This is a genomic window from Caulobacter sp. SRI_008 (assembly GCF_057586355.1).
Window position 1 is genome coordinate 81,115 of record NZ_JBYCZS010000011.1, and the last position, 22,616, is coordinate 103,730.

The window sequence follows — 22,616 nt, forward strand, 5'->3', positions numbered from 1 at the left end:
CGATGTGGAGCTTCCTCGCCGCCGACGGCAACACCCTGTTCCTGGCGGCCCTGCTGCTGATGCTGCTGATCGGCGCGGTCGAGGCCGCCGGCCTCGGCGCGGGCCTGGGCCATGACGGCCTCGACGGGCACGACCTGGATCATCCCTCGCTGCTGGGCTGGCTGAACGTCGGCCGCCTGCCGCTGCTGATGATCATCGTCGTCTTCCTGTTCGCCTTCGGGACGCTCGGCCTCGTGCTGCAGCAGCTGATCGCCGGCGTGTTCAAACATCCCGCGCCGATCTGGATCGCCGGCCCGCTGGCCGGCGCCGTCGCCCTGCCCTTCACCCGGGTTCTGGGGCGCCTCTTGGCCCGCATCCTGCCCGGCGACGAGACCACCGCCGTCTCGCGCGAGACCCTGGTCGGGCGCGTGGCCACCATCGTCACCGGCCAGGCCAAGGTCGGCTCGCCGGCCCAGGCCCGGGTGCGCGACGCCCACGGCCAGGCCCACTACGTGATGGTCGAGCCCGACGAGGACGGCGAGACCTTCGACCAGGGGACCAGCGTCATCATCGTCCGCAACGCCGGCGCCCGGTTCCTGGCCATCCGCAACGAAAGCGACGCCCTGCGCGAGCGCTGATCCCTTCCTCCCTTTTTCGCTTATCCAAACTTCGGGGGTTACCCACATGCCTGCCTTGATCGAAATCGGCGTCATCGCCGGCGGCAGCCTGCTCGGCCTGCTGATCCTGGGCCTGATCCTGGCCCGCCTCTACAAGCGCGCCTCCAAGGAGACGTCCTTCGTCCGCACCGGCTTCGGCGGCGAGAAGGTGGTGATGAACGGCGGGGCGCTGATCCTGCCGGTGTTCCACGAGACCATCCCCGTCAACATGAACACCCTGCGCCTGGCCGTGGCCCGCAGCGCCGAACAGGCCCTGATCACCAAGGACCGCATGCGCGTCGACGTGCTGGCCGAGTTCTATGTGCGGGTGCAGCCCAGCGCCGAGGCCATCGCCAGCGCCGCCCAGACGCTTGGCCAGCGCACCATGCACCCCGAGCAGCTGAAGGATCTGGTCGAGGGCAAGTTCGTCGACGCCCTGCGCTCGGTGGCCGCCGAGCTGACCATGACCGAGCTGCACGAGCAGCGCACCCACTTCGTCCAGAAGGTGCAGCAGGTCTCGTCCGAAGACCTGCTGAAGAACGGCCTGGAGCTTGAGACCGTGTCGCTGACGGGCCTGGACCAGACCGCCATGGAATACTTCAACCCCTCGAACGCCTTCGACGCCGAGGGCCTGACGCGGCTGACCGAGGAGATCGAGCTGCGCAAGAAGCTGCGCAACGACATCGAGCAGGACACCCAGGTGCAGATCCGCACCAAGAACCTGGAGGCCCAGCGCCGCACGCTGGAGATCAGCCGCGACGAGGAATACGCCAAGCTCGAGCAGGAGCGCGAACTGGCCATCCGCCGCGCCGCCCAGGCCGCCGAGGTCTCGCAGAAGGAAGCCGAGAAGTCGCGCGAGGCCGAGGGCGCCAAGATCGCCGCCCAGCAGCAGATCGAGACCGCCAAGATCGAGGCCGACCGGGCCGTGGCCCAGCAGCGCATCGCCGTGGAGCAGGAACTGGGCGAGCGCGAGATCGCCAAGGAACGCGCCGTCGAGACCCAGACCATCGAAAAGGCCAAGGCCATCGAGCTGTCCGAGCAGGACCGCGCCATCGCCGTCGCCGAGAAGTCGCGCGCCCAGTCCGAGGCCCAGGCCGACGCCGACAAGGCGCTGGCCCTCGCCGTCGCCGCCGAGGAACAGGTCAAGACCGTCCGCGAACGCGAGGCCGCCGACCGCCAGAAGATCATCGAGCTGATCGAGGCGACCAAGGAAGCCGAGCGCGAGGCCATCGCCGTCAAGATCGCCGCCGAGGCCGAGAAGACCGCCGCCGCCGACCGGGCCGAGGCCCTGCGCGAAGAAGCCAAGGGCGCGGCCGACAAGACCCGCATCGGCGCCGAAGCCGAGGCCCAGGCCGTTCGCCTGTCCGCCGAGGCCGCCCGCGTCCGCTACGCCGTCGACGCTTCCGGTCAGGAGGCCCTGAACAAGGCCGCCAACCTGCTGTCGGCCGACCAGGTGGCCATGGCCATCCGCATCAAGCTGATCGAGAACCTCGACCGGATCATCGCCGAGTCGGTGAAGCCGCTGGAGGCCATCGACTCGATCCGCATCGTCCAGGTCGACGGCCTGAACGGCGCGACCGGCGGGGCGGCCAACGACTCGGGCAGCGGTTCGAACGGCGGCGGCAACCTCGCCGACCAGGTGGTCAGCGGCGCCCTGCGCTATCGGGCCCAGGCCCCGCTGCTCGACCAGCTGATGGCCGAGGTGGGCCTGAACGGCGGCGCCCTGTCGGGCCTGACCGCTCCTCTGTCCGAGGCCCCGCCGCTGACCGCCGTGGTCGAGGACGCGCCCACGCCCCGTCGCGGCAAGAAGGCCAAGCCCGCCGCCATCGCCGCGCCGGTGGAAGCTGTCGAGGAAGAGGCTGAGGAAGAAGGGGAGGAGGAGGCGTAAGGGCGCTCTTCTCGCTCTAAATCGTCATCCCGGCCGAAGCGCAGCGAAGAGCCGGGACCCAGGGGCCGCCGCGATACGCCGGCTACCGTGAGGGCGCCCTGTCAAAATGCGGCGTCCAGTCTCCTGGGTCCCGGATAAGCGCTACGCGCTTTCCGGGATGACGACCGGGGGGACGTTGGCGGGAAGGTCGATCAGATCCGATTGTACGGATACCGGTCCCTGATCATCCGCTGGAAGAACCGCCCCTTCGACCGCGATCGCGTGAAGGCGGCGGTCACCCGTTCGGGCACCCCGACATAGACGTACTCGTCGCCGTCGATGAAGGTGACGATCAGCTTGCCGTGTTCGGGCTCGTAGTCGATCGCTCGGATCGCGGTGGAATTCACGAGCATGCGCGAGACCTTTCCTGAGAAGGGTTCGGACGGGTGTCTTCGAAGCTGAAAGCGCATGGACGCGGCGGCCGGTTCCGCCTTGGCCCTCGCGGCTTTGAGCTTCAACCCTGAATACGCTTAAGCTCCCCCCGCGCGCGCCGCCTTGAGCCGCGTCAAAAGGGGGAAGAACACGCCATGCAAACCCACGCCCTGGTCGCCATCGTCACGCTGGCCGCCCTGATCTGCTACATCTGGATGATCCTGCGGGTGGGCGGCGCGCGTCGCCGCACCGGCATCCAGGCCCCGGCCATGACCGGCGATCCCGATCTCGAACGCCATGTGCGGGTGCAGGCCAACACCCTGGAATGGCTGCCGATCTTCCTGCCGTCGCTTTGGCTGTTCGCCATCTACTGGAACGACCTGTTCGCCGCCGCGGCGGGCGTGGTGTGGATCCTCGGCCGGATCATCTATGCGCTCAGCTACACGGCCGATCCCAAGAAGCGCGGCCTGGGCTTCGCCATCCAGGGCCTGGCGACCTTCGTCCTGCTGCTGGGCGCGCTGGGCCGCGTGATCTGGGTGGCGGTTACGGTGGGGATGTAACCACCTCCTCTTCTCCCGTCATTCCCGCCACAAGGGCGGGAATGACGGGCGGATAGGCTGGAAGAAATTGAGGGAACGCTCCGCCTGGCCTATAGCCCCGCTCATGGTCCTGCCCGTCGATCCCGCCCGCTACAGCGCCTTCCTGGCGGCCATGTTCGTCATGGCCATCACGCCGGGCCCGGCCAACCTGTTCGCCATCGCCACCGGCATGGAGAAGGGCAAGGGCGCGGCGCTGCTGGGCGTGGTGGGGATGAACAGCGCCAGCCTGTGCTGGTTCGTGGCCGCGGCCCTGGGCCTGGGGGCGCTGATCGCCGCCTTCCCCGCCGCCTTCCACGTGCTGGCCATGGCCGGCGCGGCCTATCTGGTCTGGCTGGGGATCAAGTCGATCATCGGCGCCCTGAAGCCGGCCGCCGGCGAGGGCGCGGCCCTGGCGGCGGTGCGGACCTCGACCGGCCGCTCGGCCTTCCGCGACGGCTTCACCGTGCAGATCGCCAATCCGAAGATCCTGGTGTTCTTCGCCGGCGTGCTGCCGCCGTTCATCGACATCCACCGCCCACTGGTCCCGCAGCTGATCATGTTCGCCTGCGCCACCATCGGCATGGACCTGATCAGCATGAGCGCCTACGGCCTGGGCGGAGCGGCCCTGGCCACGTGGATGAACGAGCCGTCCTTCCGCAAGGGTTTCGGCCTGGTGGTGGGGGCGCTGCTGATCGGCGCGGCCTGCCTGATCGTCCTTCGCGGATAGGGCCGCGGGTAAGCCCCTTTTTTCGCTTTTGGAAACGGATCGCCTTGGCGAAACCGTAAAGCTGCGCCATCCGTTACGGTACGGGAGTAACGAGTTGTCGCAAAGGAGCGCGCCATGTCCCAGAAAAAGGTCAAGTGGCTCGCGATCGCGGCGGTGGCCGCCGCGCTGAGCGCCTGCGCCACGGCCACCCCCTACCAGCCCGCCGCGCCCGGCCAGAAGGCGTCCGGCGGCTTTTCCGAACTCCGCCTCGAGGGCGACCGCTATCGCGTCACCTTCGCCGGCAACAGCCTGACCGGCCGCGAGACCGTCGAGCGCTACCTGCTCTATCGGGCCGCCGAGCTGACCGTGCAGCAGGGCTACGACTGGTTCGAGACGGCCGACCGCCGCACCGACCGCACGGCCCGCACCGTGATCGACGAGGATCCGTTCATGCGGCCGGGCTTCGGCTACGGCTATCCGTACGGCGCCTGGCGTCCGTCCTGGCGCTACTACGGCCCCCGCTACGGCGGCTGGCGCGCCTGGGACCCGTTCTGGGGCGACCCCTTCTTCGCCAATCGCGCCGAGATCCGCACGATCGAGAAGTTCGAGGCCAGCGCCGAGATCGTCCTGCACAAGGGCTCCAAGCCCTCGGGCGACCCCCGCGCCTACGACGCCCGCGAGATCGTCAAGAACCTGGAGCCGAGCATTCAACGCGCTCCGGCCGGCTGATCCTTTCCTTCTCCCCTTGCGGGAGAAGGTGTCGGCGAAAGCCGACGGATGAGGGGTCTCTCAAACGCAAAACGCCGCGACAGCCGATCAGCTGTCGCGGCGTTTCTGTACGTGCAACCCCTCACCCGACCTCCTTCGGAGGCCACCCTCTCCCGCAAGGGGAGAGGGATCAGGCTCAGGCCACGCAGGCCTCGAAGCCCTTCTTCAGCTCGGCTTCGTCGAGGTCGCGGCCGATGAAGACCATGCGGCTGTAGCGGTTGTCCTTGTCGGTCCAGGGACGCTGGAAGTCGCCTTCCAGGATCATGTGCACGGCCTGGAACACCAGGCGGCGCTCCTCGCCCTTCACGTCGATGATGCCCTTGGCGCGCAGGATGTCGACGCCCTTGGCGGCCAGCAGGTTGTTGAGCCAGACGGTGATCTTCTGGCCGTCCACCGGCTTGTCGAGCGTCAGGGAGATCCCCTTCACACCGTCGTCGTGGATGTCGCTCTTGTGGTCGTGCCCATGATCATGACCGTGGTGATGGTCGTGACCGCAGTGCTCGTCATGCACGTGGTCATGGTCGTGGTGATGGTGACCATGATCGTGGCCGCAGTGCTCGTCGTGCACGTGGCCCGGCTCGCCGTGGCCGGGGTTCAGGAAATCCGGCTCCAGCTCGGTGATCCGTTCCAGGTCGAAACTGTGCTTGCCGATGATGGCGCTCAGCGGAACGTTCGAGCGCTGGGCGCGGTGGATCGGGGCCAGCGGGTTGATCTTGCGGATCCGCGCCTCGACGTGGCGCAGGTCGTTCTCGTCCACGAGGTCGGTCTTGTTGAGCACGATCTGGTCGGCGAAGGCGATCTGCTCGACCGCTTCCTTGCTGTCCGACAGCCGCAGCATGATGTGCTTGGCGTCGACCAGGGCGGTGACCGAGTCGAGATAGGTGCGAGCCTTGACGTCCTCGTCGACGAAGAAGGTCTGGGCCACCGGGCCGGGATCGGCCAGGCCCGTGGTCTCGACGACGATGGCGTCGAAGCCGCCCCCCTTCATGCTCATATGGCGCTTCATCAGGCCCGACAGAACGCGGATCAGGTCGCCGCGCACCGTGCAGCAGACGCAGCCGTTGTTCATCTCGAACACTTCTTCGTCCGCGCCGACCACCAGGTCGTTGTCGATGCCGACCTCGCCGAACTCGTTGACGATCACGGCGTAGCGCTTGCCGTGCTCCTCGGTGAGGATGCGGTTGAGCAGCGTGGTCTTGCCGGCGCCGAGATAGCCGGTCAGCACGGTGACGGGGATCTTGCCGGGGGCGGAAGCGGTCTGGGTCATGGCCGCTATTTAGGGGGCCGGACGCGGAAGCGAAAGTCAGGTCTTCAGGAACGCCACCGCCAGGCCGACCAGCACCAGGGCCGCGCCAAGGATGGTCTCCTCGTAGCGCTCCAGCCAGTCGAGGTTCAGGCGGCGCACGCCGGCGAGACTCAGGCCCGTGAACAGCAGCATCCCCGCCGCCGTCGCCGCCAGCAGCACGACGCTGAGCAGCAGGAACGCGGCCCAGCCGTGCTTCATCCCGGCCAGGTAATAGGGCAGGAAGGCCTCGCAGGGCGACAGGGTCAGCAGCACCACCAGGGCCATGATCGCCGCCCGGTCCGAAGTGTAGGCCTTGCGGCCGGCTTCCGGCAGGCCGTGGCTGTGGCGGCCCCGCGCTATATAGAAGAGACCGACGGCGACCATCAGCCCGCCGACCACCCAGTGGAACAGGCCGCCCAGCTTGGGCTCCAGCGCCAGGCCCGCGATCACCAGAAAGAGGCCCAGGAGGATGGTCAGGGCCACGTGGCCCAGGCCCGCCAGCAGGGTGACGCTCAAGGTGCGCGCCGCCGACCATTTCTGCGCGCGGCCGACCAGCACGAACGGCAGCCAATGGGTTGGCAGGGCCGCATGCAGGAAGGCCACCATAAAGCCGGTGGCCGCGATCGAGGCGAAGAAGGCGGACGTCACGCCCGCGCTATAGCCTGTTACAAAATAACGAGCCAGAGGACTCGTGCGCCGACGGCTGCTTGCCTCGCCTGGCGGTGGTAGAAGCGTGGCCATGACGCCTGGTCCGGAACTGCAAGCCGCCATCGACGCCGCCTATGACGTGTTCGCCGCTTACCGCCGCCCCGGCCGGCTGGAGGCCGCGCCGGCGCGCGACCCGGACCGCATCCTGGCGGACCTGACCTCCGCACCGCTGCGCGAGCTGAATTCCGAGCGGATCAGCTATTACGCCGGCAAGGCCATGACCACGGTCGGCGACGACAGGGATTATCGTCACTTCCTGCCTCGGCTTCTCGAACTCGCCGCCCAGAATGACTGCGGCGACATGGGAACCGATCCCGAAGGTCTCGCTAGAAAGATCGTCTATGGCGACTTCCACACATGGCCGCGCGACGAGCGGGCGGCGGTGATCGGCGTCTTCACGGCCGCCGCGCGCCAGGCGATCGGCGAGGCGCTCGACCAGGCCACCCCGGAGCCGTGGCTGATCGGCCTGGGCGAACTGGGCGAATCCGTTTCGCCGCTTCTGCAGGACTGGTTGGCCGCCACGTCGGTGGACGCGGGGCTGCAACTGGTCGAGGCGGTCCGATCCGAAGCCTTCCGCTCCGATCGCGACGCTCCGACCCAATCTCATCCCGAGGCCCTGGCCGTGCGGCTCTGGCTGCGGGGTCCGGCGGTCCGCGAACGGCTGGAGGCCCTGCTTTTCGAGGTCCCCGAGGACGAAACCTGGCGTGTCGAGGCCGCCCTGATCGAAAGCGCCACGGCCGACTGACCCCCGCCTGTTGCAGGGCCGCATATTGAATCTCGTCAAGCGCTTGAGAGGCGTCCTTGGCCGTTGACTCACAGCCTTTCGGCGCTATAAGTGCGCCCCTCTCGCCCGCCGGGTCTCCTCGCGGGCGTTCCGTTATTTTGCGAACAGCACGTTATTTAAGGCGCTAACCTATGTACGCGGTCATCAAAACCGGCGGCAAGCAGTACCGGGTCCAAGCCGGCGACCTGCTGGTCGTCGAGAAGCTCGACGGTCAACCTGGCGCGGAAGTCGCGTTCGGCGAAGTTCTGCTGCTGGGCGAAGGCGAGGCCGTGACGGTCGGCGCCCCCACCGTTGACGGCGCCGTCGTCAACGCCACCCTGATCGAAACCCGCAAGGGCGAGAAGGTGAAGATCTTCAAGAAGATCCGCCGTCAGGGCTACCGCCGCACCCGCGGTCACCGCCAGACCGAGTCGGTCCTGCGCGTGACGTCGGTTTCGGGCGCCGGCAAGGAAACCAAGTGGGAAGGCGCGATCGACCTGACCCCGAAGGTCATCCTCGACGCCCGCGCCCGCGGCCTCGGCGACGCCGCCGTGCCGGCCACCATCCCGGAAGCTCCGGTGAAGGCCGAAGCCGCCCCCGCTCCGAAGAAGAAGGCCGCGCCGAAGAAGGCCGCGGCTTCGGAAGCTCCGGAAGCTGAAGCTTAAGATCCGCCAGGGTCTTTTTTGGAATTGATCTGACCCAGGTCCGCTCGCGGAAACCAGGTCGAAGATTAGGAGAGCATCATGGCTCACAAGAAATCTGGCGGCTCGTCGAGCAACGGTCGCGACTCGGAATCGAAGCGCCTTGGCGTAAAGAAGTTCGGCGGCGAGAAGGTTCTCGCTGGCAACATCCTCGTGCGTCAACGCGGCACCAAGTTCTACCCGGGCGCCAACGTCGGCATCGGTAAGGACCACACCCTCTTCGCTCTCGTGCAGGGCGCCGTGGGCTTCGTGACCAAGAAGAACAACCGTACCTACGTGACCGTGGCCCCGGTGGCCCAGGCCGCCGAATAGTACGATCAGAAGTCTCCCTTCGGATCGTGCTTCCAAAAGAAGACGATCCGGACGCGACGAATACGAAGCGGGCAGTCCGGACGCCGGACTGCCCGCTTTTGTTTTGTCCACGCTCCACGAAATAGCCCCACCATGGCAATTGGAGCGTCACGGTCCCGCACTATCTGAGGCCTGTCGGAGCGACGGCCTCGGCGTGAAGAAGGACCGGGAAAGGGAGACGCGCCATGTGCGTGATCGAAAGAAGCCCCGTCATCGAGACGCGGCGGCTGACCTTGCGGGCTCCGGACATGTCCGACGCGCCGCGCATCGCCAGCCTGGGCGCTGACTACGCCATCCCCAAGATGACCACCCGCATGCCCTGGCCCTACGCCCTGGGCGACGCGGAGGAGTTCGTGGCCCGCGTGCAGTCGCAGGACTGGAGCCGCGCGGCCACCTTCGCCATCGAGCTGGAAGACGCCGGCGTCGTCGGCGTGCTGGGCTTCTTCCCCAACGAGGACGATCGGCTCGAGGTCGGCTACTGGATCGGCCGGCCGTTCTGGGGCCGGGGCCTGGCGACCGAAGCCCTGCAGGGCGGCCTGTCCTGGGCCGCGCACGACTGGCGTCGCAAGCTGGTCGTCGCTGGCCACTTCGCCGACAACCCCGCCTCGGGCCAGGTGCTGGTCAAGGCCGGCTTCCTCTATACGGGCGTCGTCGAGGACAAGCCCTCGGTGTCGCGCGGGGCGAGCGTGGCGACGCGGATGATGGTGTGGCTGGCCTGAGGGTGGCCCGCCCTCCCCCACACTCCCGTCATTCCCGCCCTTGTGGCGGGAAACCCTGCTTCCGCTCGCACGTGAAGAGCCGGCGGACTGCTTAGCAGTCCGCCCCTTCCGCCCTTGCGGCTGACAGAGGGGTTCCCGCCACAAGGGCGGGAATGACGGGAGGTGGAGGTAGAGGGGCACATCATGTAGAATGCATGCCCATAATATGGGAGGCATCATGCATCGTCGCGTTCTGGCCGGTCTGGCGCTCGCCCTGGCCCTTACGGCGCCCGCCGCCGCTTTCGCCGAGGCCAAGAAGCCCCTCTATCGCGACCCGGTGTTCGACGGCGCGGCCGACGTCGCCATCGCCTGGGACAAATCGGACAAGCTTTGGCGGATGTTCTACACCAACCGCCGCGCGACGCTGAAGCTGGAAGACCCCAAGGACGTGGCCTGGCTGCACGCCACCGCCATCGGCGTGGCGACTTCCAAGGACGGCCTGTCCTGGACCTATGCCGGCACGGCCAACATCCCGGCCGCCTGCACCGGCGAGACCCTGTGGGCGCCGGAGATCTTCACCGAGAACGGCGTCCACCACATGTTCCTGACCGTGGTGCCGGGGATCTTCCACCGCTGGAACCTGCCGGAAGCCGGCGCGAAGATCGTCCACCTGACCTCGACCGACCTGAAGGCCTGGAGCTGCGCCGACACCCTCGACCTCGGCTCGGACCGGGTGATCGACGCCGGCGTCATCAAGGCCCCGCAGGGCGGCTACCGCCTGTGGTTCAAGGACGAGCGCAAGAACAGCCGCATCTTCTTCGCCGACAGCCCGGACCTGAAGACCTGGACCCGCCAGCCGACCTTCGTCGCCGACTTCGCCGGCGAGGGCCCCAAGGTGTTCTTCTTCGAAGGCTCGTGGTGGATGATCGCCGACGCCTGGAAGGGCCTGGCCGTGCTGCGGTCCAAGGACGCCGTCACCTGGGAACGCCAGCCGGGCTTCCTCCTCGACAAGCCGGGCGCGGCGCCCACCGACCGCGACCTTGGCCACCACCCCGACGTCGTGGTCAACGACGGCCGGGCGCTGCTCTACTACTTCGTCGGCCAGGGCAAGGAAGACGAGGCCAAGACCGACCCGATCTGGAACCAGCGCACGGTGATCCAGCTGGGCGAACTGAAGGTGGTGGACGGCTGGCTGGCCGTGGACCGCGAGGCGGTCGTGAGCAAGGGGCTTAAGAGGCCCAAATGATCCCTCTCCCCTTGCGGGAGAGGGTGGCCCGCGAAGCGGGTCGGGTGAGGGGTTGCACGAACAGAAACGCCGCGAAAGCCGATCAGCTTTCGCGGCGTCTGACTTTTGATAGACCCCTCATCCGTCGGCTTCGCCGCCACCTTCTCCCGCAAGAGGGAGAAGGACCAGGTCAGGCCGCCCGGTGGGTGTGGATCACCTTCTGCGGGCCTTCGCGGAAGCGCTTTTCGGCCGTGACGATCCGCTCGCACAAGGCGTCGAGGTCGCTGAGCAGCGAATAGGTGGCGTAGATCGGGATTTCCATCATCGCCACCTGCGCCCGGGGCATGAACTCGCAGTACTTCTTCCACGAGATGTGGCTGTCGCGGGCGTTCATGGCGCGCTGGCCGAGCGGGTTCCACAGGTCGAGATCGACCAGCTCGTCACGGCATTCCTTCATCACCGGCAGGGCGATGTAGAGGAACAGGAAGGTCGGGGTGGCCGCGCGGCTGAACTGCGGCTGCACCTGCATGTGCCAGATGCGGAAGGCCTCGAAGAAGTTGGCCTTGCGGGTCGGATCCGGCGGCAGCCAGGTGGCTTCCTGGTTGATCACCTCGGCGGCGCTGGCGGCGCGCTTGACCAGTTCGTCGGCGCTGCGGCCGCCGGCCATGGTCTTCGACAGGGCGGCGACCGGGATGTTCAGCTTCTTGGCGACGTCGGTGAAGCTGACCTGCTGGCCGCCCATCGGGGTGAACTGGCCGAAATTGGGGGCGTTGGGAGCCTTGGCGCGGCGGATGGCGGCGGCCTCGTGCTCGATCTTCTGGGCCTCGCGCTTCTTCTCGGCCTGGAGGCGATCGAAATCGGCCTCGTGCGCGGCCTGCTCTTCCGGCGTCATCCAGCGGGCGCGACCGGGTCCGTAGGTGCGCTCGAGCCGGTTGATCAGGACCAGGACATGGTTTTCGGACGGCCGGGTGCCGATGTCGCCGAGGAAGGCGCGGAAGTCGCGCCAGGTGCCGGTCACGCCGGTGCCGCGGCTCATCAGGATGTTGCGATGGATCGAGGCCTCGCCGGCGTATTTGCGGCAAAGCGTCTGCAGAGTCAGATCCTTGAGATCCTGATCCAGTTCGCCTCTGACGTTCGCATCCGTCGACAACGTCAGCCTCCCCCTCCACGAGAAATAGAGAATTTTCGCCCCGGGACCGTTTGTCGCACCCGTACGTTTAACATTTCGTCACGATACCGAACAGCGTTCAAGGCAGCGTTTGTTTGTCGCAATCCCGACACGGGAAGCGTCCGAACGCACTTTCTCGAGGTTGCGCCAAGTCCATTTTACTCGACGCGAAACCCGTGTTGAGACAAAAGACGCCCATGAAATTCCTGGATCAATGCAAGATCTTCATCCGCTCCGGAAACGGCGGCGGCGGGTCGGTGTCTTTCCGACGCGAGAAGTACATCGAATACGGCGGCCCCGACGGCGGGGACGGCGGTCGCGGCGGCGACATCTGGATCGAGGCCGTCGAAGGCCTGAACACCCTGATCGACTACCGCTATCAGCAGCACTTCAAGGCCGGCACCGGCGTGCACGGCATGGGTCGCCAGCGCCATGGCGCGGCCGGCGACGACATCCTGCTGAAGGTCCCGGTCGGCACCGAGGTGCTGGAGGAGGACAAGGAAACCCTGATCGTCGATCTCGACACGGCCGGCATGCGCGTGCAGCTGGCCAAGGGCGGCAACGGCGGCTGGGGCAACCTGCACTTCAAGGGTCCGGTCAACCAGGCCCCCACCTGGGCCAATCCCGGCCAGGAGGGCGAAGAGCGCTGGCTTTGGCTTCGGCTGAAGCTGATCGCCGACGTCGGCCTGGTGGGTCTGCCCAACGCCGGCAAGTCGACCTTCCTGGCGGCCGCCAGCGCCGCCAAGCCGAAGATCGCCGACTATCCCTTCACCACCCTGACGCCCAACCTGGGCATGGTCGACCTGTCGACCAGCGAGCGCTTCGTCCTGGCCGACATCCCCGGCCTGATCGAAGGCGCGTCGGAAGGCGCGGGCCTGGGCACCCGGTTCCTGGGCCACGTCGAGCGCTCGGCCACCCTGATCCACCTGGTGGACGCCACCCAGGACGACATCGTCGGCGCCTGGACCACCATCCGCGGCGAACTCGAAGCCTATGGCGACGAACTGGCCGACAAGTCCGAGATCCTGGCTCTGAACAAGATCGACGCCCTCGACGAGGAGACCCTCGCCGAGAAGATCGCCGAACTGGAGGACGCCGCCGGCGTCCGGCCGATGCTGGTCTCGGGCGTCTCGGGCCAGGGCGTGACCGAACTGCTGCGGGCCGCCTACCGCCAGGTGCGCGAGCGTCGCGGCGAGGTCATTCCCGACGACGAGGACGAAGGGCCGATCGAGGAGACGCCGGGGGGCTGGCGGCCGTGAACCTGGGGGTCGGGGGACCGCTGGGCCAGGCCCGGCGGATCGTGTTCAAGGTCGGCTCGGCCCTGCTGGTCGACGCCGCCACCGGCGCCGCCAACAAGGGCTGGCTCGAAGCGTTCTGCGCCGACGCCGCGGCCCTGCGCGCGGCCGGCAAGCAGGTGGTCGTGGTCTCGTCCGGCGCGGGGGCCCTGGGTCGCCGACGCCTCGGCCTCTCGGGCCGCAAGACCACCCTGCCGGAAAAGCAGGCCGCCGCCGCCGCCGGCCAGAGCCTGCTGATGCGGGCCTGGGAGGAGGCGTTCGAGCCGCACGGCGTCGGCGTCGCCCAGATCCTGATGACCCGCGACGACACCGAGATCCGCCGCCGCTGGCTGAACGCCCGCGCCACGGTCGAGACCCTGCTGTCGCTGGGCGTGGTTCCCGTGGTCAACGAGAACGACACGGTGGCCACCGAAGAGATCCGCTACGGCGACAACGACCGCCTGGCCGCGCGCGTCGCCCAGCTGGCCGGCGCCGACCTCTTGGTGCTGCTGTCCGACATCGACGGGCTCTACACGGCCGATCCGCGCCGCGACCCGACCGCCACCCACATCGCCCGCGTCAGCGAGATCACCCCGCAGATCGCCGGCATGGCCGAGGGCGCCAACGCCTCGGCCGGGGTCGGCACCGGCGGCATGGCCACCAAGATCGCCGCCGCCCGCATCGCCCGGGCCGCCGGCTGCGCCACCCTGATCACCCTGGGCTCGCGCCCGCATCCGCTGGCCGCCATCGAGGAGGGCGCGCCCGCCACCCTGATCGAGGCCGGGGCCTCGCCCGCCGCCGCCTACAAGGCCTGGATCGCCGGCTCGCTGGCCCCCCAGGGCTGGGTGACGATTGACGCCGGCGCCGCCGCGGCCCTCGCCAAGGGCAAGAGCCTGCTGGCCGCCGGGGTGCGCGCAGTCGAGGGTCCGTTCGACAAGGGCGACGCCGTCCGCGTCCGCGACGAGACCGGCCAGGAAGTCGCCCGGGGTCTGGTCCGCTACGACAGCGCCGACGCCCACAAGATCGCCGGCCTGCGCAGCGACGCCATCGAGGCGGAGCTGGGCTTCACCGAAGGCCCGATGATCCACGCGGACGACCTGGCGGTGGGCGGCTGATCATCAGCTTAGCCCTCCCCCTTGATGGGGGAGGGTTGGGTGGGGGTGACAGCAGCCTTGCCGGCTGAGCCGCCGCATCACCCCCATCCCCGGCCCTTCCCCCATCAAGGGGGAAGGGAGACGTCTTACCGATGCGGGTTCTCGAAGATCTCTTCGATCGGCCGCTCGAACACGGCGGCGATGCGGTAGGCCAGATCGAGCGAAGGGTCGTGCTTCTCGGTCTCCAGGGCGTTGACCGCCTGGCGCGAGACGTTGAGCACCTGGCCCAGCTGCTCCTGGGTCCAGCCGCGCTCGACGCGCAGCAGCTTCAGGCGGTTCTTCAACGGGTGCTCCGGACGAAGACGGCCGTCAGGCCGAACATGGCCCAGAACAGCGGCAGGATCAGCCAGCCCGGGGCGTGCGGGGCGTGGGCGTAGCTCTCGCCGAAACCCCAGCCGGTGAACAGGGCGATGGCCAGGCCCGCGGCGATGATGAACTGGCGCGCCAGAAGGCCGCGCACGAACTCGTCGGACTCGGCCATCAACGCCAGCAGCGCCCAGATCTGTCCGACCACCGGCGCGGCCACCACCAGGGCCAGCAGCCAAGCGGCGACAGGGTTGGCGCCTACTTCGTCGAAGGCCCCGAAGATCGCGCCCATGTTGACCAGCACATAGGGGATGGTGAAGGCCATGATGCGGATCGTGTAGCGCTTCTGCGCCGAGGTCTGGAATTTGCCGATGGCCAGCATGGCTCGCCTCCCGTTGATGTAAGGCAAACCTCACACGGGCAAAATGTCATGTCAACCTGACATAATGTCGGGAAAACACGACATCACTTCGGATAGGGCGTCAGCGAGTACGGCCGCGCGTCGGCCTTGGCGCCCCACGTCTTGTTCGGCGTCGCGCCCATGGTGAAGACCAGCTCGCCGCCGGCCCGGATCTCGGCGTCGCGCAGGAAGACGCGGTCCAGCGGCTTGCCGTTCAGGGTGACCCTGGCGACGTAGGGATGGGCGTCCGACAGCCCCAGCGTCCGCACCGTGAAGCGCTTGCCGCCGTCGAGGGTCAGCACCGCCCGCTCCACGAACGGCCGGCCGATGACGTATTCGTTCGAGCCCGGCGCGACGGGGTAGAAGCCCAGCGCCGTGAACACCAGCCAGGCCGACATCTGGCCCAGGTCGTCGTTGCCCGACAGCCCCTCGGGCGTCGGCCTGTACTGGCTCTCGACGATCTGCTTCAGCCGGGCCTGGGTCCGCCACGGCGCGCCGGCATAGGCGTACATGTAGGCCACGTGGTGGCTGGGCTCGTTGCCATGGATGTACTGGCCGATCAGGCCGGCGATGTCCTCGGCGTGCGAGTAGTCGAGCTTGGAATTGTCGTACTCGAACATGGCGTCGAGCTTCTTCACCACGGCCGCGTCGCCGCCCATCGTGGAGACGAGCCCGCCCAGGTCGTGCGGGGCGAACCACGAATACTGCCAGGCGTTGCCCTCGGTGTAGTCGGAGCCGTAGTTGATCGCCGTCGGGTCGAAGGGCTCGCGGAACGTCCCGTCGCTCTTCCTGGCGCGCAGGAAACCGGTCTTGGGATCGAAGCTGTTCCTCCAGTTCAGCGAGCGCTTCTCGAAGGTCGCGGCGATATCGGCCCTGCCCAGCGCCTTGGCCATGCGAGCGATGGTCCAGTCGTCGAAGGCGTATTCGACGGTCTTCGACGCCGCCTCCGGCTCGCGGTCGATCGGCACGTAGCCCAGGGTCATGTAGTCGGAGAGCCCGCCATAGGGGCCGTAGGTCGCGCTCGCGACCATGGCGTCCAGCGCCGCGTCAGCGTCGACGCCGCGGATCCCCTTCATCCAGGCGTCGGCGATCACCGGCACGGCGTGATAGCCGATCATCGTCCAGGTCTCCTGGCCGTGGAACGCCCAGACCGGCAGGATGCCGTAGGGGCTGACCTTCTGCGAGGCGACCAGCGAATTGACGAAGTCGGCGTTGCGCCGCTGCGGCTGCACCAGGGTCAGCAGCGGGTGCTCGGCGCGGAAGGTGTCCCACAGCGAAAAGGTCGAGTGATATGTAAAGCCTTCAGCCTGGTGCACCGCATTGTCGGGACCGCGCCAACGGCCGTCGACGTCGCCGGAGACGCTCGGCGCGATCAGGGCGTGATAGAGGGCGGTGTAGACGTTGGTCCGCATCGGCGCCGGCGCGGCGATATCAAGCGCGCCCAGCGCCTTCTCCCAGTCGACCCGGGTGCGGGCGCGCAAGCCGTCGAAATCGAAGCCCTTCTCGTCGCTGTCGAGATTGGCCAGGGCCCCGGCCTCGTCGACGGTGGAGATGGCGACCTTCGCCACCAGCGGCCCGTCGATCTGGCCGAAGTCGAAGACGCCGACCAGGGCGCGGCCTTCGAGCTGGGCGCGGTCGCTGCCGGTGCGGCCAGGCTGTTTGAAGCCCTTGTAGGCCACGTCGGTCTCGGTGCTGGTCAGGCTGCGGCCGACCATCGGCCTGTCGAAGCGGATGGCGAAATAGAGCTGCCGGCCCGGCGCCCAGCCGCGCGTCTCGCGCATGCCGGTGACCGTCCCGTCGTCGCGCACCCGGATCCGCGACCAGGAGACCTTGCCCGGATAGTTGTAGATCGAGCTCCTCAGGTCGAGCAGCACCTGGGCCCGCGCGCCCTTCTCGAAGGCGTAGCGGTGCAGGCCGGTGCGCGCCCCGGCGGTCAGCTCGGCCCGCACCCGGCTGTCGGTCAGGGTGACGGCGTAGTAGCCGGGCTGGGCGATCTCGCCGTCGTGGGTGAAGCGCGAACGGTAGCCCGAGCCGGGGACCTTCGGATCGCCGGGCTCCAGCCTGGCCTCGCCGCTGACCGGAGCCAGCAGGATGTCGCCCAGGTCCGAATGGCCGCTGCCCGAGAAATGGGTGTGCGAGAAGCCGAGGATGGTCGGGTCCGAGCGCCGATAGCCGGCGGCGCGGGCGTAGCTCTGCTTGAACGGCAGTACATCGGTGTCGGGCGACAGCTGCACCATCCCGAACGGCGCGACCGCGCCCGGGAAGGTATGCCCCTCCCCGTCCGTGCCGATGAACGGATCGACGGCCTCGTAGGGCGTCTTCGCTGGAGCCTGCGCAAGCGCGGGGGCCGCGCAAAGGGCCGCCAGCGCGGCGAGCACCAGTCCAGGACGCATGATCTTCCTCCTCGGGAGGCCGACCCTAGCCGCAGGACGCGCGCGCCGTCACGCCGCTTCCAGCTGCGCTGAGGGCGAATCCAGCGTTTGGCCATTCCCCCCGAGGCCCAAAGCGCCTAGGTAAGGCTCACTCTGAGCATATCCGGGGACGGACGAGCCATGGACGACGCGGCCGGTGGCCTGCAGGCGACGATGAGGGCGATGGGCCAGGCGGCTCGCGAGGGCGCGCGCGCGCTGCGCCTCGCCACGCCAGCCCAGCGCACCGCCGCCCTGACCGCCATCGCCGCCGCCATCCGCGCCGACGCCCCCGCCATCCTGGCCGCCAACGCCCGCGACCTGGAGAAGGCCGGCAAGAACGGCCTGACCGCGCCGATGATCGAGCGGCTGATGCTGAACGAGCAGCGCCTGGAAGGCGTGGCCGCCGGCGTCGAGGCCGTGGCCGCCATCCCCGATCCCCTGGGCGTGGAGACCTCGCGCTGGACCCGGCCGAACGGCCTGGACATCGCCCGGGTGCGCACGCCGATCGGCGTCATCGCCATGATCTACGAGAGCCGTCCCAACGTGACGGCCGACGCCGCGGCCCTGACCCTGCGCTCGGGCAACGCCGTGATCCTGCGCGGCGGCTCGGAGTGCTTCGAGTCCAACCTCGCCATCCACGGCGCGGTGCTGAAGGGGCTGGAGGCCGCCGGCTTGCCGGCCCAGGTGGTGCAGATGGTGCGGACCACCGACCGCGCCGCCGTCGGCGCCATCCTCTCGGGCCTGGACCGCAGCATCGACCTGATCATCCCGCGCGGCGGCAAGAGCCTGGTCGCCCGCGTCCAGGCCGAGGCCCGCGCTCCGGTGCTGGGCCACCTGGAAGGCCTCAACCACGTCTTCGTGCACGCCGCCGCCGACCTGAAGAAGGCCGCCGACATCGTGCTGAACGCCAAGATGCGCCGCGTCTCGGTGTGCGGCTCGGCCGAGACCCTGCTGATCGACCGCGCGGCCGCCGCCAGGCTGCTGCCGCCGATCGCCGACGTGCTGATCAAGGCCGGCTGCGAGATCCGCGGCGACGCCGCCTCGCGCGCCATCGAGCCCGACCTCAAGGCCGCCACCGTCGAGGACTGGACCACTGAATACCTCGCCCCGATCATCGCCGTGGCGGTGGTCGACGGCGTCGAGGGCGCGGCCGAGCACATCGCCACCTACGGCTCGGGCCACACCGACGCCATTGTCACCGAGGACGCGAACGCCGCCGAGGCCTTCGTCGCCAAGGTCGACAGCGCCATCGTGCTGGTCAACGCCTCGACCCAGTTCGCCGACGGCGGCGAGTTCGGCTTCGGGGCCGAGATCGGCATCGCCACCGACAAGCTTCACGCCCGCGGCCCGGTTGGGGCCGAGCAACTGACGACGTTCAAGTATGTGGTTCGCGGGACCGGCCAGACTCGTCCCTGAGGCCGGTCGTCCCAGCGCCCAGCGCCTCGGCTTCCACCTGGAGGCCGGGATGCGCGTCGGGCTGTTCGGCGGCAGCTTCAACCCGGCGCACGAGGGCCACGCCCACGTGGCCGAGACGGCCATGCATCGCCTGGGCCTGGACCGGGTGATCTGGCTCGTCTCGCCGCAGAACCCGCTGAAGTCCTCGCACGAGACCCGCCCCCTGCCCGAGCGCATGGCCCAGGCCCGCAAGTGGGCGCGCGGCTCGGGCATGATCGTCTCCGACGCCGAGACGCGCCTGGGCTCGCAGTACACGATCGACACCCTGCGGGTGCTGAAAGCCCGCTATCCCGGCGTGAAATTCGTCTGGGTGATGGGCGCCGACAGCCTGGCCACCTTCCACCGCTGGCGCGGCTGGACCCAGATCATGCGCTCGGTGCCCGTGGCCGTGGTCTCGCGGCCGTGGGCGGCGCTGAAGGCCCGCACCTCGCCGGCCGCCCGTCGCTTCGCCTTCGCCCGCCGCCCGGCCAGCGCCGCGTCCACCCTGGCCGACGCCGACACGCCCGCCTGGGTCTACCTCACCGGCCCGCTGAACTTCGCCTCGTCGACGGCGCTTAGGGCGCGGCCGCCCAAGGGTTAGGCTGGATCGCGCCTAGTGCGGCGCGATCGGCCCTGTCCACAGGGTGGCGACGTCGCCGTCGGACGCGATCGAAAGCGTCCACCCCGTCCGTCCGGCCATCTCGCCGTTCAGCGTCAGCGAACCGCCTTCCGAGCCATGGACGCTTCTCAGGTCCTCCAGCCGCACCTGGGCGATGTCGCAGCCGGGATGCGCGCAGCTGAACCGCCAGCGGCCGGGCGCGGCCAGCAGATTCGCCAGCCGCTTCACGCCGAGGCTCGCCACCGCGTCGGACGACGCCTTGAACGGCGGCCAACCGGCCCCCGCGCAGTCGCGACCGCCCGGGGCGACGAGCAGATAGTCGTCGGCCACCGACAGCCGGTCGGCGACGCTGGGCGGATCGACGCGACGGACGGCCCCATCGGCGGCCACGGGCTCGAAAAGAATGGTCAGGGTCTGCTGGCGGCAAACGCGGTCGGCGATCGGGCGCGGCGCCATCCGCACGTTGATCTTCCGCAGGGCGTAGGCTTCGGGCGTCCCGTCCTCGATATGGACGGAAGGATCGGAGCCCACGGCCTGGGCGAGCACGCGGGCGACAAGCTCGGCCGACGGCAGATCGCGGACCTCTTTCAGCGTCAGTCCGTTCTCGCCCGCCAAGGCCGCGACCGGCGACGACGCGATCAGCAGCAGCCCCGCCGCCCAGCTCGAAAACCCGCCTCCACGCACGATTCCCCCCTCCCCGAACCGCCGCAATATAGCCCGCCGCCGCCCTGCGACCACGATCCCCCTCACGTTTCGAGTCTTTCCGTGCTAAGGGAGGCTTTGCGCGAAGCCAATAAGGAGCATTCCGCTGCGTAGCGACCCCGCGCCGACGGCGCACGAGGGACCGGCTGGAGCCGAATCCTCGACTGAAAATCCGACGCTCAGTACGGACCTGAACATCAAGGCGCTCGAGACGCTGATCCTCTCGCGCCTCGACGACGACAAGGCCCAGGACATCGTCCACATCGACCTCACGGACAAGAGCTCCGTGGCCGACAGCCTGATCGTGGCTTCCGGCCGCTCGCACCGTCACGTCGGCGCGCTGGCCGATCACGTGCTGCGCGCGCTGAAGGACCACGGCCTGGGCAAGGCCCGGGTCGAAGGCCTGCCGCACTGCGACTGGGTGCTGATCGACGCCGGCGACGTCGTCGTTCACCTGTTCCGCCCCGAAGTGCGCAGCTTCTACAACATCGAGAAGATCTGGGCCGTCGACGCCCCGCACCGGATGCCGGCGGCTTCGAACTGATCTCTCGCAAGGCGGGCCTCGCCCCTGAGCAGCGCTCGGGGCGGGGCCTCGCCATGCCCTCTCCCCCATGAAGATCACCATCCTCACCGTCGGGAAGCTCGGCCGCATGGTCGAGGCGCAGCTGGCGCTGGACTACGCGTCCCGCGCCACCGCCTCCGGTCGCGCCCTGGCGCTGGGTCCCGTCGAGATCCTCGAGGTCGAGGCCCGCAAGCCCGGCAAGGCCGCCGAGGCCGAGGTTCTGCGCCCCCACCTCGAAGGCGCCTATGTCGTCGCCTGCGACGAGCACGGCAAGGTCCACACCTCGCGCGCCTTCGCAGGGCGCCTGGAGCGGCTGCGCGACGACGGCCAGCGCAAGATCGTGTTCCTGATCGGCGGCGCCGACGGCCTGGACCCGTCGATCCTTAGCCAGGCCAACGAGCTCCTGGCCTTCGGCCCCCAGACCTGGCCCCACGCCCTGGCCCGCGCCATGCTGGCCGAACAGATCTATCGCGCCGTCACCATCCTGTCGGGCTCGCCGTATCACCGGGATTGAGACGGCCGGTCACCTCGACAGCCCTTTTTTCCTCCCGTCATTCCCGCCCTTGTGGCGGGAAACCCTCTGTCAGCCGCAAGGGCGAATGGGGCGGCGTGCTCAGCACGCCGCTTGTACTTCACGTGCGAGCGGAACCAGGGGTTCCCCGCCACAAGGGCGGGAATGACGGGAGGTTGGTGGGGCAAGGCCTTTGAAACCGGCGCGCCCTCAGGCAGATAGGGACGCAATGCCCCGCCGCCTCGCGATCGCCGCCGCCAGCGCCTGCGCCCTGCTCCTCGCCGGAGCCGGGGCCGTCGTCGCGCAGCAGATCGGCGACCAGCGCACCCGCGACCTGCAGCAGGCCGCCGACACCCGCCGCGAGATCGAGGACCTGCGGGCCGAGCTGACCCGGCTGAACCAGCAGCAGGTCTCGGCCGGCGCCGATGTCGACATCAAGCGCCAGCGGCTGGAGGTCCTGCACCGCCGGGAGTCGGCGCTGATCGGCGAGATGGGCCGCGACCGGGGCCAGCTGGCCCGGCTGCTCAGCGCCCTGCAGCTCTTCCGCCGCAATCCGCCGCCGGCCCTGCTGGTCAATCCCGGCGACGCCCGCGACGCGGTGCGGGCGGCGATCCTGATCCGCGCCATGACGCCCGAGCTGCAGGCCCGGGCCGACGCCTACGCCCGCCAGGCCCGCGCCGTCGGGGCCCTGCGCCGCGAGGCCGCCGCCGCCTCCGAGCAGCTGTTCACCGCCGAAAGCGCCGTGGCCGACCGCCGGGGCGAACTGGAGCGGATGATCGTCGAGAAGACCGAGTTGGAGCGCGCCTACGCCCAGGACGCGATCGCCGCCGACCAGGAGCGCCGCACCCTGGGCGCCCTGACCGACGGCCTGACGACCGCCAGCACCGGCCCGCTGGCCCTGCGCGCCCCGGCCCCGGGCGATGTCATCCGCCGCTTCGGCGAGGCCCTGCCCGTCGGCGGCAAGTCCGAGGGCCTGTCGATCCGCACGGCCAAGGGCCAGGCCGTCGGCAGCCCCGCGGCCGGCACCGTCGAATACGCCGGTCCGCTGAACGGCTGGGACATGGTGGTCATCGTCCGCACCCAGGGCGCCTATCACCTGGTCATGGCCGGCATGGCCGACGTAAAGGTCGCCCCCGGACAATCGGTCGCAGCCGGCGCCGAGCTGGGCAGCATGACGGACCGTGGACCTTTGGAGCCGGAGCTCTATCTTGAAGTGCGCGAGAACGGCGTTCCGGCCGACCCGGGACGTTGGCTCAAGCAGGAGTCGCGGTAGACGTCTTTTTCAGCAATGATGGGCGTTCATCATGACGCACGGCCGCGTCGGGGATGGACACGGCCGGACCAGTAACGCGGCGTCA

25 protein-coding genes are annotated in these 22,616 nt (G+C 69.0%); 17 read left to right on the forward strand and 8 right to left on the reverse strand.

All coding sequences use genetic code 11. The features are described 5' to 3' along the window. Positions 1–2 precede the first annotated feature (2 nt). Together AC2YHT_RS11710 and AC2YHT_RS11715 are read left to right on the forward strand one after the other, a co-directional pair. On the forward strand, positions 3–617 hold the full coding sequence (locus tag AC2YHT_RS11710; RefSeq protein WP_110119208.1) for a YqiJ family protein: 615 nt from the start codon (positions 3–5) through the stop codon (positions 615–617). Between the two features lie 46 nt (positions 618–663). Continuing rightward, entirely contained in the window at positions 664–2,523 is a 1,860-nt protein-coding gene (locus tag AC2YHT_RS11715) for a flotillin family protein (protein ID WP_487289905.1), read from the forward strand. A 191-nt stretch (positions 2,524–2,714) separates the two neighbouring features. Here the strand turns inward: AC2YHT_RS11715 and AC2YHT_RS11720 are convergent, their stop codons facing one another. Beyond that, positions 2,715–2,915: a KTSC domain-containing protein gene (locus AC2YHT_RS11720; protein WP_110119204.1), complete on the reverse strand. Its 201-nt coding sequence runs from the start codon at positions 2,913–2,915 to the stop codon at positions 2,715–2,717. 174 nt (positions 2,916–3,089) lie between these two features. Here AC2YHT_RS11720 and AC2YHT_RS11725 point away from each other — a divergent pair, with 174 nt between their 5' ends. From AC2YHT_RS11725 to AC2YHT_RS11735, 3 genes are all read left to right on the forward strand, one after another. Next, positions 3,090–3,494 carry an MAPEG family protein gene (locus AC2YHT_RS11725; protein WP_487289908.1) on the forward strand — a complete coding sequence of 135 codons (405 nt, stop codon included), beginning with the start codon at positions 3,090–3,092 and terminating at the stop codon, positions 3,492–3,494. A gap of 103 nt (positions 3,495–3,597) precedes the next feature. Beyond that, positions 3,598–4,239 (forward strand): LysE family translocator, encoded by a 642-nt coding sequence (locus AC2YHT_RS11730; protein WP_487289910.1) that lies wholly within the window; start codon positions 3,598–3,600, stop codon positions 4,237–4,239. A 114-nt stretch (positions 4,240–4,353) separates the two neighbouring features. Next, positions 4,354–4,947, forward strand: coding sequence for a CC0125/CC1285 family lipoprotein (locus AC2YHT_RS11735; protein ID WP_487289912.1), 594 nt, complete (start codon positions 4,354–4,356; stop codon positions 4,945–4,947). A 175-nt stretch (positions 4,948–5,122) separates the two neighbouring features. Here the strand turns inward: AC2YHT_RS11735 and AC2YHT_RS11740 are convergent, their stop codons facing one another. Next, complete coding sequence (locus AC2YHT_RS11740; RefSeq protein ID WP_487289914.1) at positions 5,123–6,253, reverse strand: CobW family GTP-binding protein; 1,131 nt, start codon at positions 6,251–6,253, stop codon at positions 5,123–5,125. A gap of 36 nt (positions 6,254–6,289) precedes the next feature. Continuing rightward, the gene (locus AC2YHT_RS11745; protein ID WP_110119192.1) at positions 6,290–6,919 is read right to left on the reverse strand and encodes a hypothetical protein; all 630 of its coding nucleotides are present in this window, start codon (positions 6,917–6,919) and stop codon (positions 6,290–6,292) included. Positions 6,920–7,010: 91 nt separating this feature from the next. Here AC2YHT_RS11745 and AC2YHT_RS11750 point away from each other — a divergent pair, with 91 nt between their 5' ends. The 5 genes from AC2YHT_RS11750 to AC2YHT_RS11770 all read left to right on the forward strand — a co-directional run bounded on the left by AC2YHT_RS11750 (position 7,011) and on the right by AC2YHT_RS11770 (position 10,738). Further along, the gene (locus AC2YHT_RS11750) at positions 7,011–7,724 is read left to right on the forward strand and encodes a hypothetical protein (protein ID WP_487289916.1); all 714 of its coding nucleotides are present in this window, start codon (positions 7,011–7,013) and stop codon (positions 7,722–7,724) included. A gap of 170 nt (positions 7,725–7,894) precedes the next feature. Then, positions 7,895–8,407, forward strand: a complete 513-nt coding sequence (rplU, locus tag AC2YHT_RS11755; RefSeq protein WP_487289918.1) for a 50S ribosomal protein L21 — start codon at positions 7,895–7,897, stop codon at positions 8,405–8,407. Between the two features lie 78 nt (positions 8,408–8,485). Then, on the forward strand, positions 8,486–8,755 hold the full coding sequence (gene rpmA, locus AC2YHT_RS11760; protein ID WP_110119187.1) for a 50S ribosomal protein L27: 270 nt from the start codon (positions 8,486–8,488) through the stop codon (positions 8,753–8,755). 224 nt (positions 8,756–8,979) lie between these two features. Next, entirely contained in the window at positions 8,980–9,513 is a 534-nt protein-coding gene (locus tag AC2YHT_RS11765; RefSeq protein ID WP_487289920.1) for a GNAT family N-acetyltransferase, read from the forward strand. Positions 9,514–9,730: 217 nt separating this feature from the next. After that, positions 9,731–10,738, forward strand: coding sequence for a glycoside hydrolase family 43 (locus tag AC2YHT_RS11770; protein ID WP_487289922.1), 1,008 nt, complete (start codon positions 9,731–9,733; stop codon positions 10,736–10,738). 169 nt (positions 10,739–10,907) lie between these two features. Here the strand turns inward: AC2YHT_RS11770 and AC2YHT_RS11775 are convergent, their stop codons facing one another. Next, on the reverse strand, positions 10,908–11,867 hold the full coding sequence (locus AC2YHT_RS11775) for a hypothetical protein (RefSeq protein WP_487289924.1): 960 nt from the start codon (positions 11,865–11,867) through the stop codon (positions 10,908–10,910). A gap of 215 nt (positions 11,868–12,082) precedes the next feature. On the opposite strand from AC2YHT_RS11775, the gene obgE reads away from it, so the two are divergent. Continuing rightward, the gene (gene obgE / locus AC2YHT_RS11780; RefSeq protein WP_487289926.1) at positions 12,083–13,144 is read left to right on the forward strand and encodes a GTPase ObgE; all 1,062 of its coding nucleotides are present in this window, start codon (positions 12,083–12,085) and stop codon (positions 13,142–13,144) included. Beyond that, complete coding sequence (gene proB, locus AC2YHT_RS11785; protein ID WP_487289928.1) at positions 13,141–14,274, forward strand: glutamate 5-kinase; 1,134 nt, start codon at positions 13,141–13,143, stop codon at positions 14,272–14,274. The genes obgE and proB overlap by 4 nt, the downstream gene beginning before the upstream one ends. A gap of 125 nt (positions 14,275–14,399) precedes the next feature. Here proB and AC2YHT_RS11790 read toward each other — a convergent pair whose 3' ends face one another. From AC2YHT_RS11790 to AC2YHT_RS11800, 3 genes are all read right to left on the reverse strand, one after another. After that, a complete protein-coding gene (locus tag AC2YHT_RS11790; protein WP_110133292.1) occupies positions 14,400–14,597 on the reverse strand; it encodes a helix-turn-helix transcriptional regulator in 198 nt (65 codons plus the stop codon). Continuing rightward, on the reverse strand, positions 14,594–15,001 hold the full coding sequence (locus AC2YHT_RS11795; protein WP_487289930.1) for a hypothetical protein: 408 nt from the start codon (positions 14,999–15,001) through the stop codon (positions 14,594–14,596). Before AC2YHT_RS11795 ends, AC2YHT_RS11790 begins: the two co-directional genes overlap by 4 nt. Positions 15,002–15,084: 83 nt before the next feature. Further along, positions 15,085–17,415 carry a GH92 family glycosyl hydrolase gene (locus AC2YHT_RS11800; RefSeq protein WP_487290047.1) on the reverse strand — a complete coding sequence of 777 codons (2,331 nt, stop codon included), beginning with the start codon at positions 17,413–17,415 and terminating at the stop codon, positions 15,085–15,087. A gap of 156 nt (positions 17,416–17,571) precedes the next feature. On the opposite strand from AC2YHT_RS11800, the gene AC2YHT_RS11805 reads away from it, so the two are divergent. Both AC2YHT_RS11805 and AC2YHT_RS11810 read left to right on the forward strand, forming a co-directional pair. After that, a complete protein-coding gene (locus tag AC2YHT_RS11805; protein WP_487289932.1) occupies positions 17,572–18,846 on the forward strand; it encodes a glutamate-5-semialdehyde dehydrogenase in 1,275 nt (424 codons plus the stop codon). Continuing rightward, positions 18,812–19,465: a nicotinate-nucleotide adenylyltransferase gene (locus AC2YHT_RS11810; protein ID WP_487289934.1), complete on the forward strand. Its 654-nt coding sequence runs from the start codon at positions 18,812–18,814 to the stop codon at positions 19,463–19,465. The genes AC2YHT_RS11805 and AC2YHT_RS11810 overlap by 35 nt, the downstream gene beginning before the upstream one ends. A 12-nt stretch (positions 19,466–19,477) precedes the next feature. Here the strand turns inward: AC2YHT_RS11810 and AC2YHT_RS11815 are convergent, their stop codons facing one another. Then, positions 19,478–20,167: a hypothetical protein gene (locus AC2YHT_RS11815; protein ID WP_487289936.1), complete on the reverse strand. Its 690-nt coding sequence runs from the start codon at positions 20,165–20,167 to the stop codon at positions 19,478–19,480. Between the two features lie 124 nt (positions 20,168–20,291). Here AC2YHT_RS11815 and rsfS point away from each other — a divergent pair, with 124 nt between their 5' ends. The 3 genes from rsfS to AC2YHT_RS11830 all read left to right on the forward strand — a co-directional run bounded on the left by rsfS (position 20,292) and on the right by AC2YHT_RS11830 (position 22,531). Then, positions 20,292–20,729 carry a ribosome silencing factor gene (gene rsfS / locus AC2YHT_RS11820; RefSeq protein ID WP_199228392.1) on the forward strand — a complete coding sequence of 146 codons (438 nt, stop codon included), beginning with the start codon at positions 20,292–20,294 and terminating at the stop codon, positions 20,727–20,729. Positions 20,730–20,796: 67 nt separating this feature from the next. Continuing rightward, entirely contained in the window at positions 20,797–21,261 is a 465-nt protein-coding gene (gene rlmH / locus AC2YHT_RS11825) for a 23S rRNA (pseudouridine(1915)-N(3))-methyltransferase RlmH (RefSeq protein ID WP_487289938.1), read from the forward strand. Between the two features lie 226 nt (positions 21,262–21,487). Further along, positions 21,488–22,531 (forward strand): murein hydrolase activator EnvC family protein, encoded by a 1,044-nt coding sequence (locus AC2YHT_RS11830; protein WP_487289940.1) that lies wholly within the window; start codon positions 21,488–21,490, stop codon positions 22,529–22,531. Positions 22,532–22,616: the final 85 nt, after the last annotated feature.

What these genes read in the sequence shown, in the direction of transcription:
- AC2YHT_RS11710 (WP_110119208.1), top strand. Translation starts at nt 3, where the DNA reads ATGTGGAGCTTCCTCGCCGCCGACGGCAACACCCTGTTCCTGGCGGCC.
- AC2YHT_RS11715 (WP_487289905.1), top strand. Translation starts at nt 664, where the DNA reads ATGCCTGCCTTGATCGAAATCGGCGTCATCGCCGGCGGCAGCCTGCTC.
- AC2YHT_RS11720 (WP_110119204.1), bottom strand. Translation starts at nt 2,915, where the DNA reads ATGCTCGTGAATTCCACCGCGATCCGAGCGATCGACTACGAGCCCGAA.
- AC2YHT_RS11725 (WP_487289908.1), top strand. Translation starts at nt 3,090, where the DNA reads ATGCAAACCCACGCCCTGGTCGCCATCGTCACGCTGGCCGCCCTGATC.
- AC2YHT_RS11730 (WP_487289910.1), top strand. Translation starts at nt 3,598, where the DNA reads ATGGTCCTGCCCGTCGATCCCGCCCGCTACAGCGCCTTCCTGGCGGCC.
- AC2YHT_RS11735 (WP_487289912.1), top strand. Translation starts at nt 4,354, where the DNA reads ATGTCCCAGAAAAAGGTCAAGTGGCTCGCGATCGCGGCGGTGGCCGCC.
- AC2YHT_RS11740 (WP_487289914.1), bottom strand. Translation starts at nt 6,253, where the DNA reads ATGACCCAGACCGCTTCCGCCCCCGGCAAGATCCCCGTCACCGTGCTG.
- AC2YHT_RS11750 (WP_487289916.1), top strand. Translation starts at nt 7,011, where the DNA reads ATGACGCCTGGTCCGGAACTGCAAGCCGCCATCGACGCCGCCTATGAC.
- rplU (WP_487289918.1), top strand. Translation starts at nt 7,895, where the DNA reads ATGTACGCGGTCATCAAAACCGGCGGCAAGCAGTACCGGGTCCAAGCC.
- rpmA (WP_110119187.1), top strand. Translation starts at nt 8,486, where the DNA reads ATGGCTCACAAGAAATCTGGCGGCTCGTCGAGCAACGGTCGCGACTCG.
- AC2YHT_RS11765 (WP_487289920.1), top strand. Translation starts at nt 8,980, where the DNA reads ATGTGCGTGATCGAAAGAAGCCCCGTCATCGAGACGCGGCGGCTGACC.
- AC2YHT_RS11770 (WP_487289922.1), top strand. Translation starts at nt 9,731, where the DNA reads ATGCATCGTCGCGTTCTGGCCGGTCTGGCGCTCGCCCTGGCCCTTACG.
- obgE (WP_487289926.1), top strand. Translation starts at nt 12,083, where the DNA reads ATGAAATTCCTGGATCAATGCAAGATCTTCATCCGCTCCGGAAACGGC.
- AC2YHT_RS11795 (WP_487289930.1), bottom strand. Translation starts at nt 15,001, where the DNA reads ATGCTGGCCATCGGCAAATTCCAGACCTCGGCGCAGAAGCGCTACACG.
- AC2YHT_RS11805 (WP_487289932.1), top strand. Translation starts at nt 17,572, where the DNA reads ATGGACGACGCGGCCGGTGGCCTGCAGGCGACGATGAGGGCGATGGGC.
- AC2YHT_RS11810 (WP_487289934.1), top strand. Translation starts at nt 18,812, where the DNA reads ATGTGGTTCGCGGGACCGGCCAGACTCGTCCCTGAGGCCGGTCGTCCC.
- rlmH (WP_487289938.1), top strand. Translation starts at nt 20,797, where the DNA reads ATGAAGATCACCATCCTCACCGTCGGGAAGCTCGGCCGCATGGTCGAG.
- AC2YHT_RS11830 (WP_487289940.1), top strand. Translation starts at nt 21,488, where the DNA reads ATGCCCCGCCGCCTCGCGATCGCCGCCGCCAGCGCCTGCGCCCTGCTC.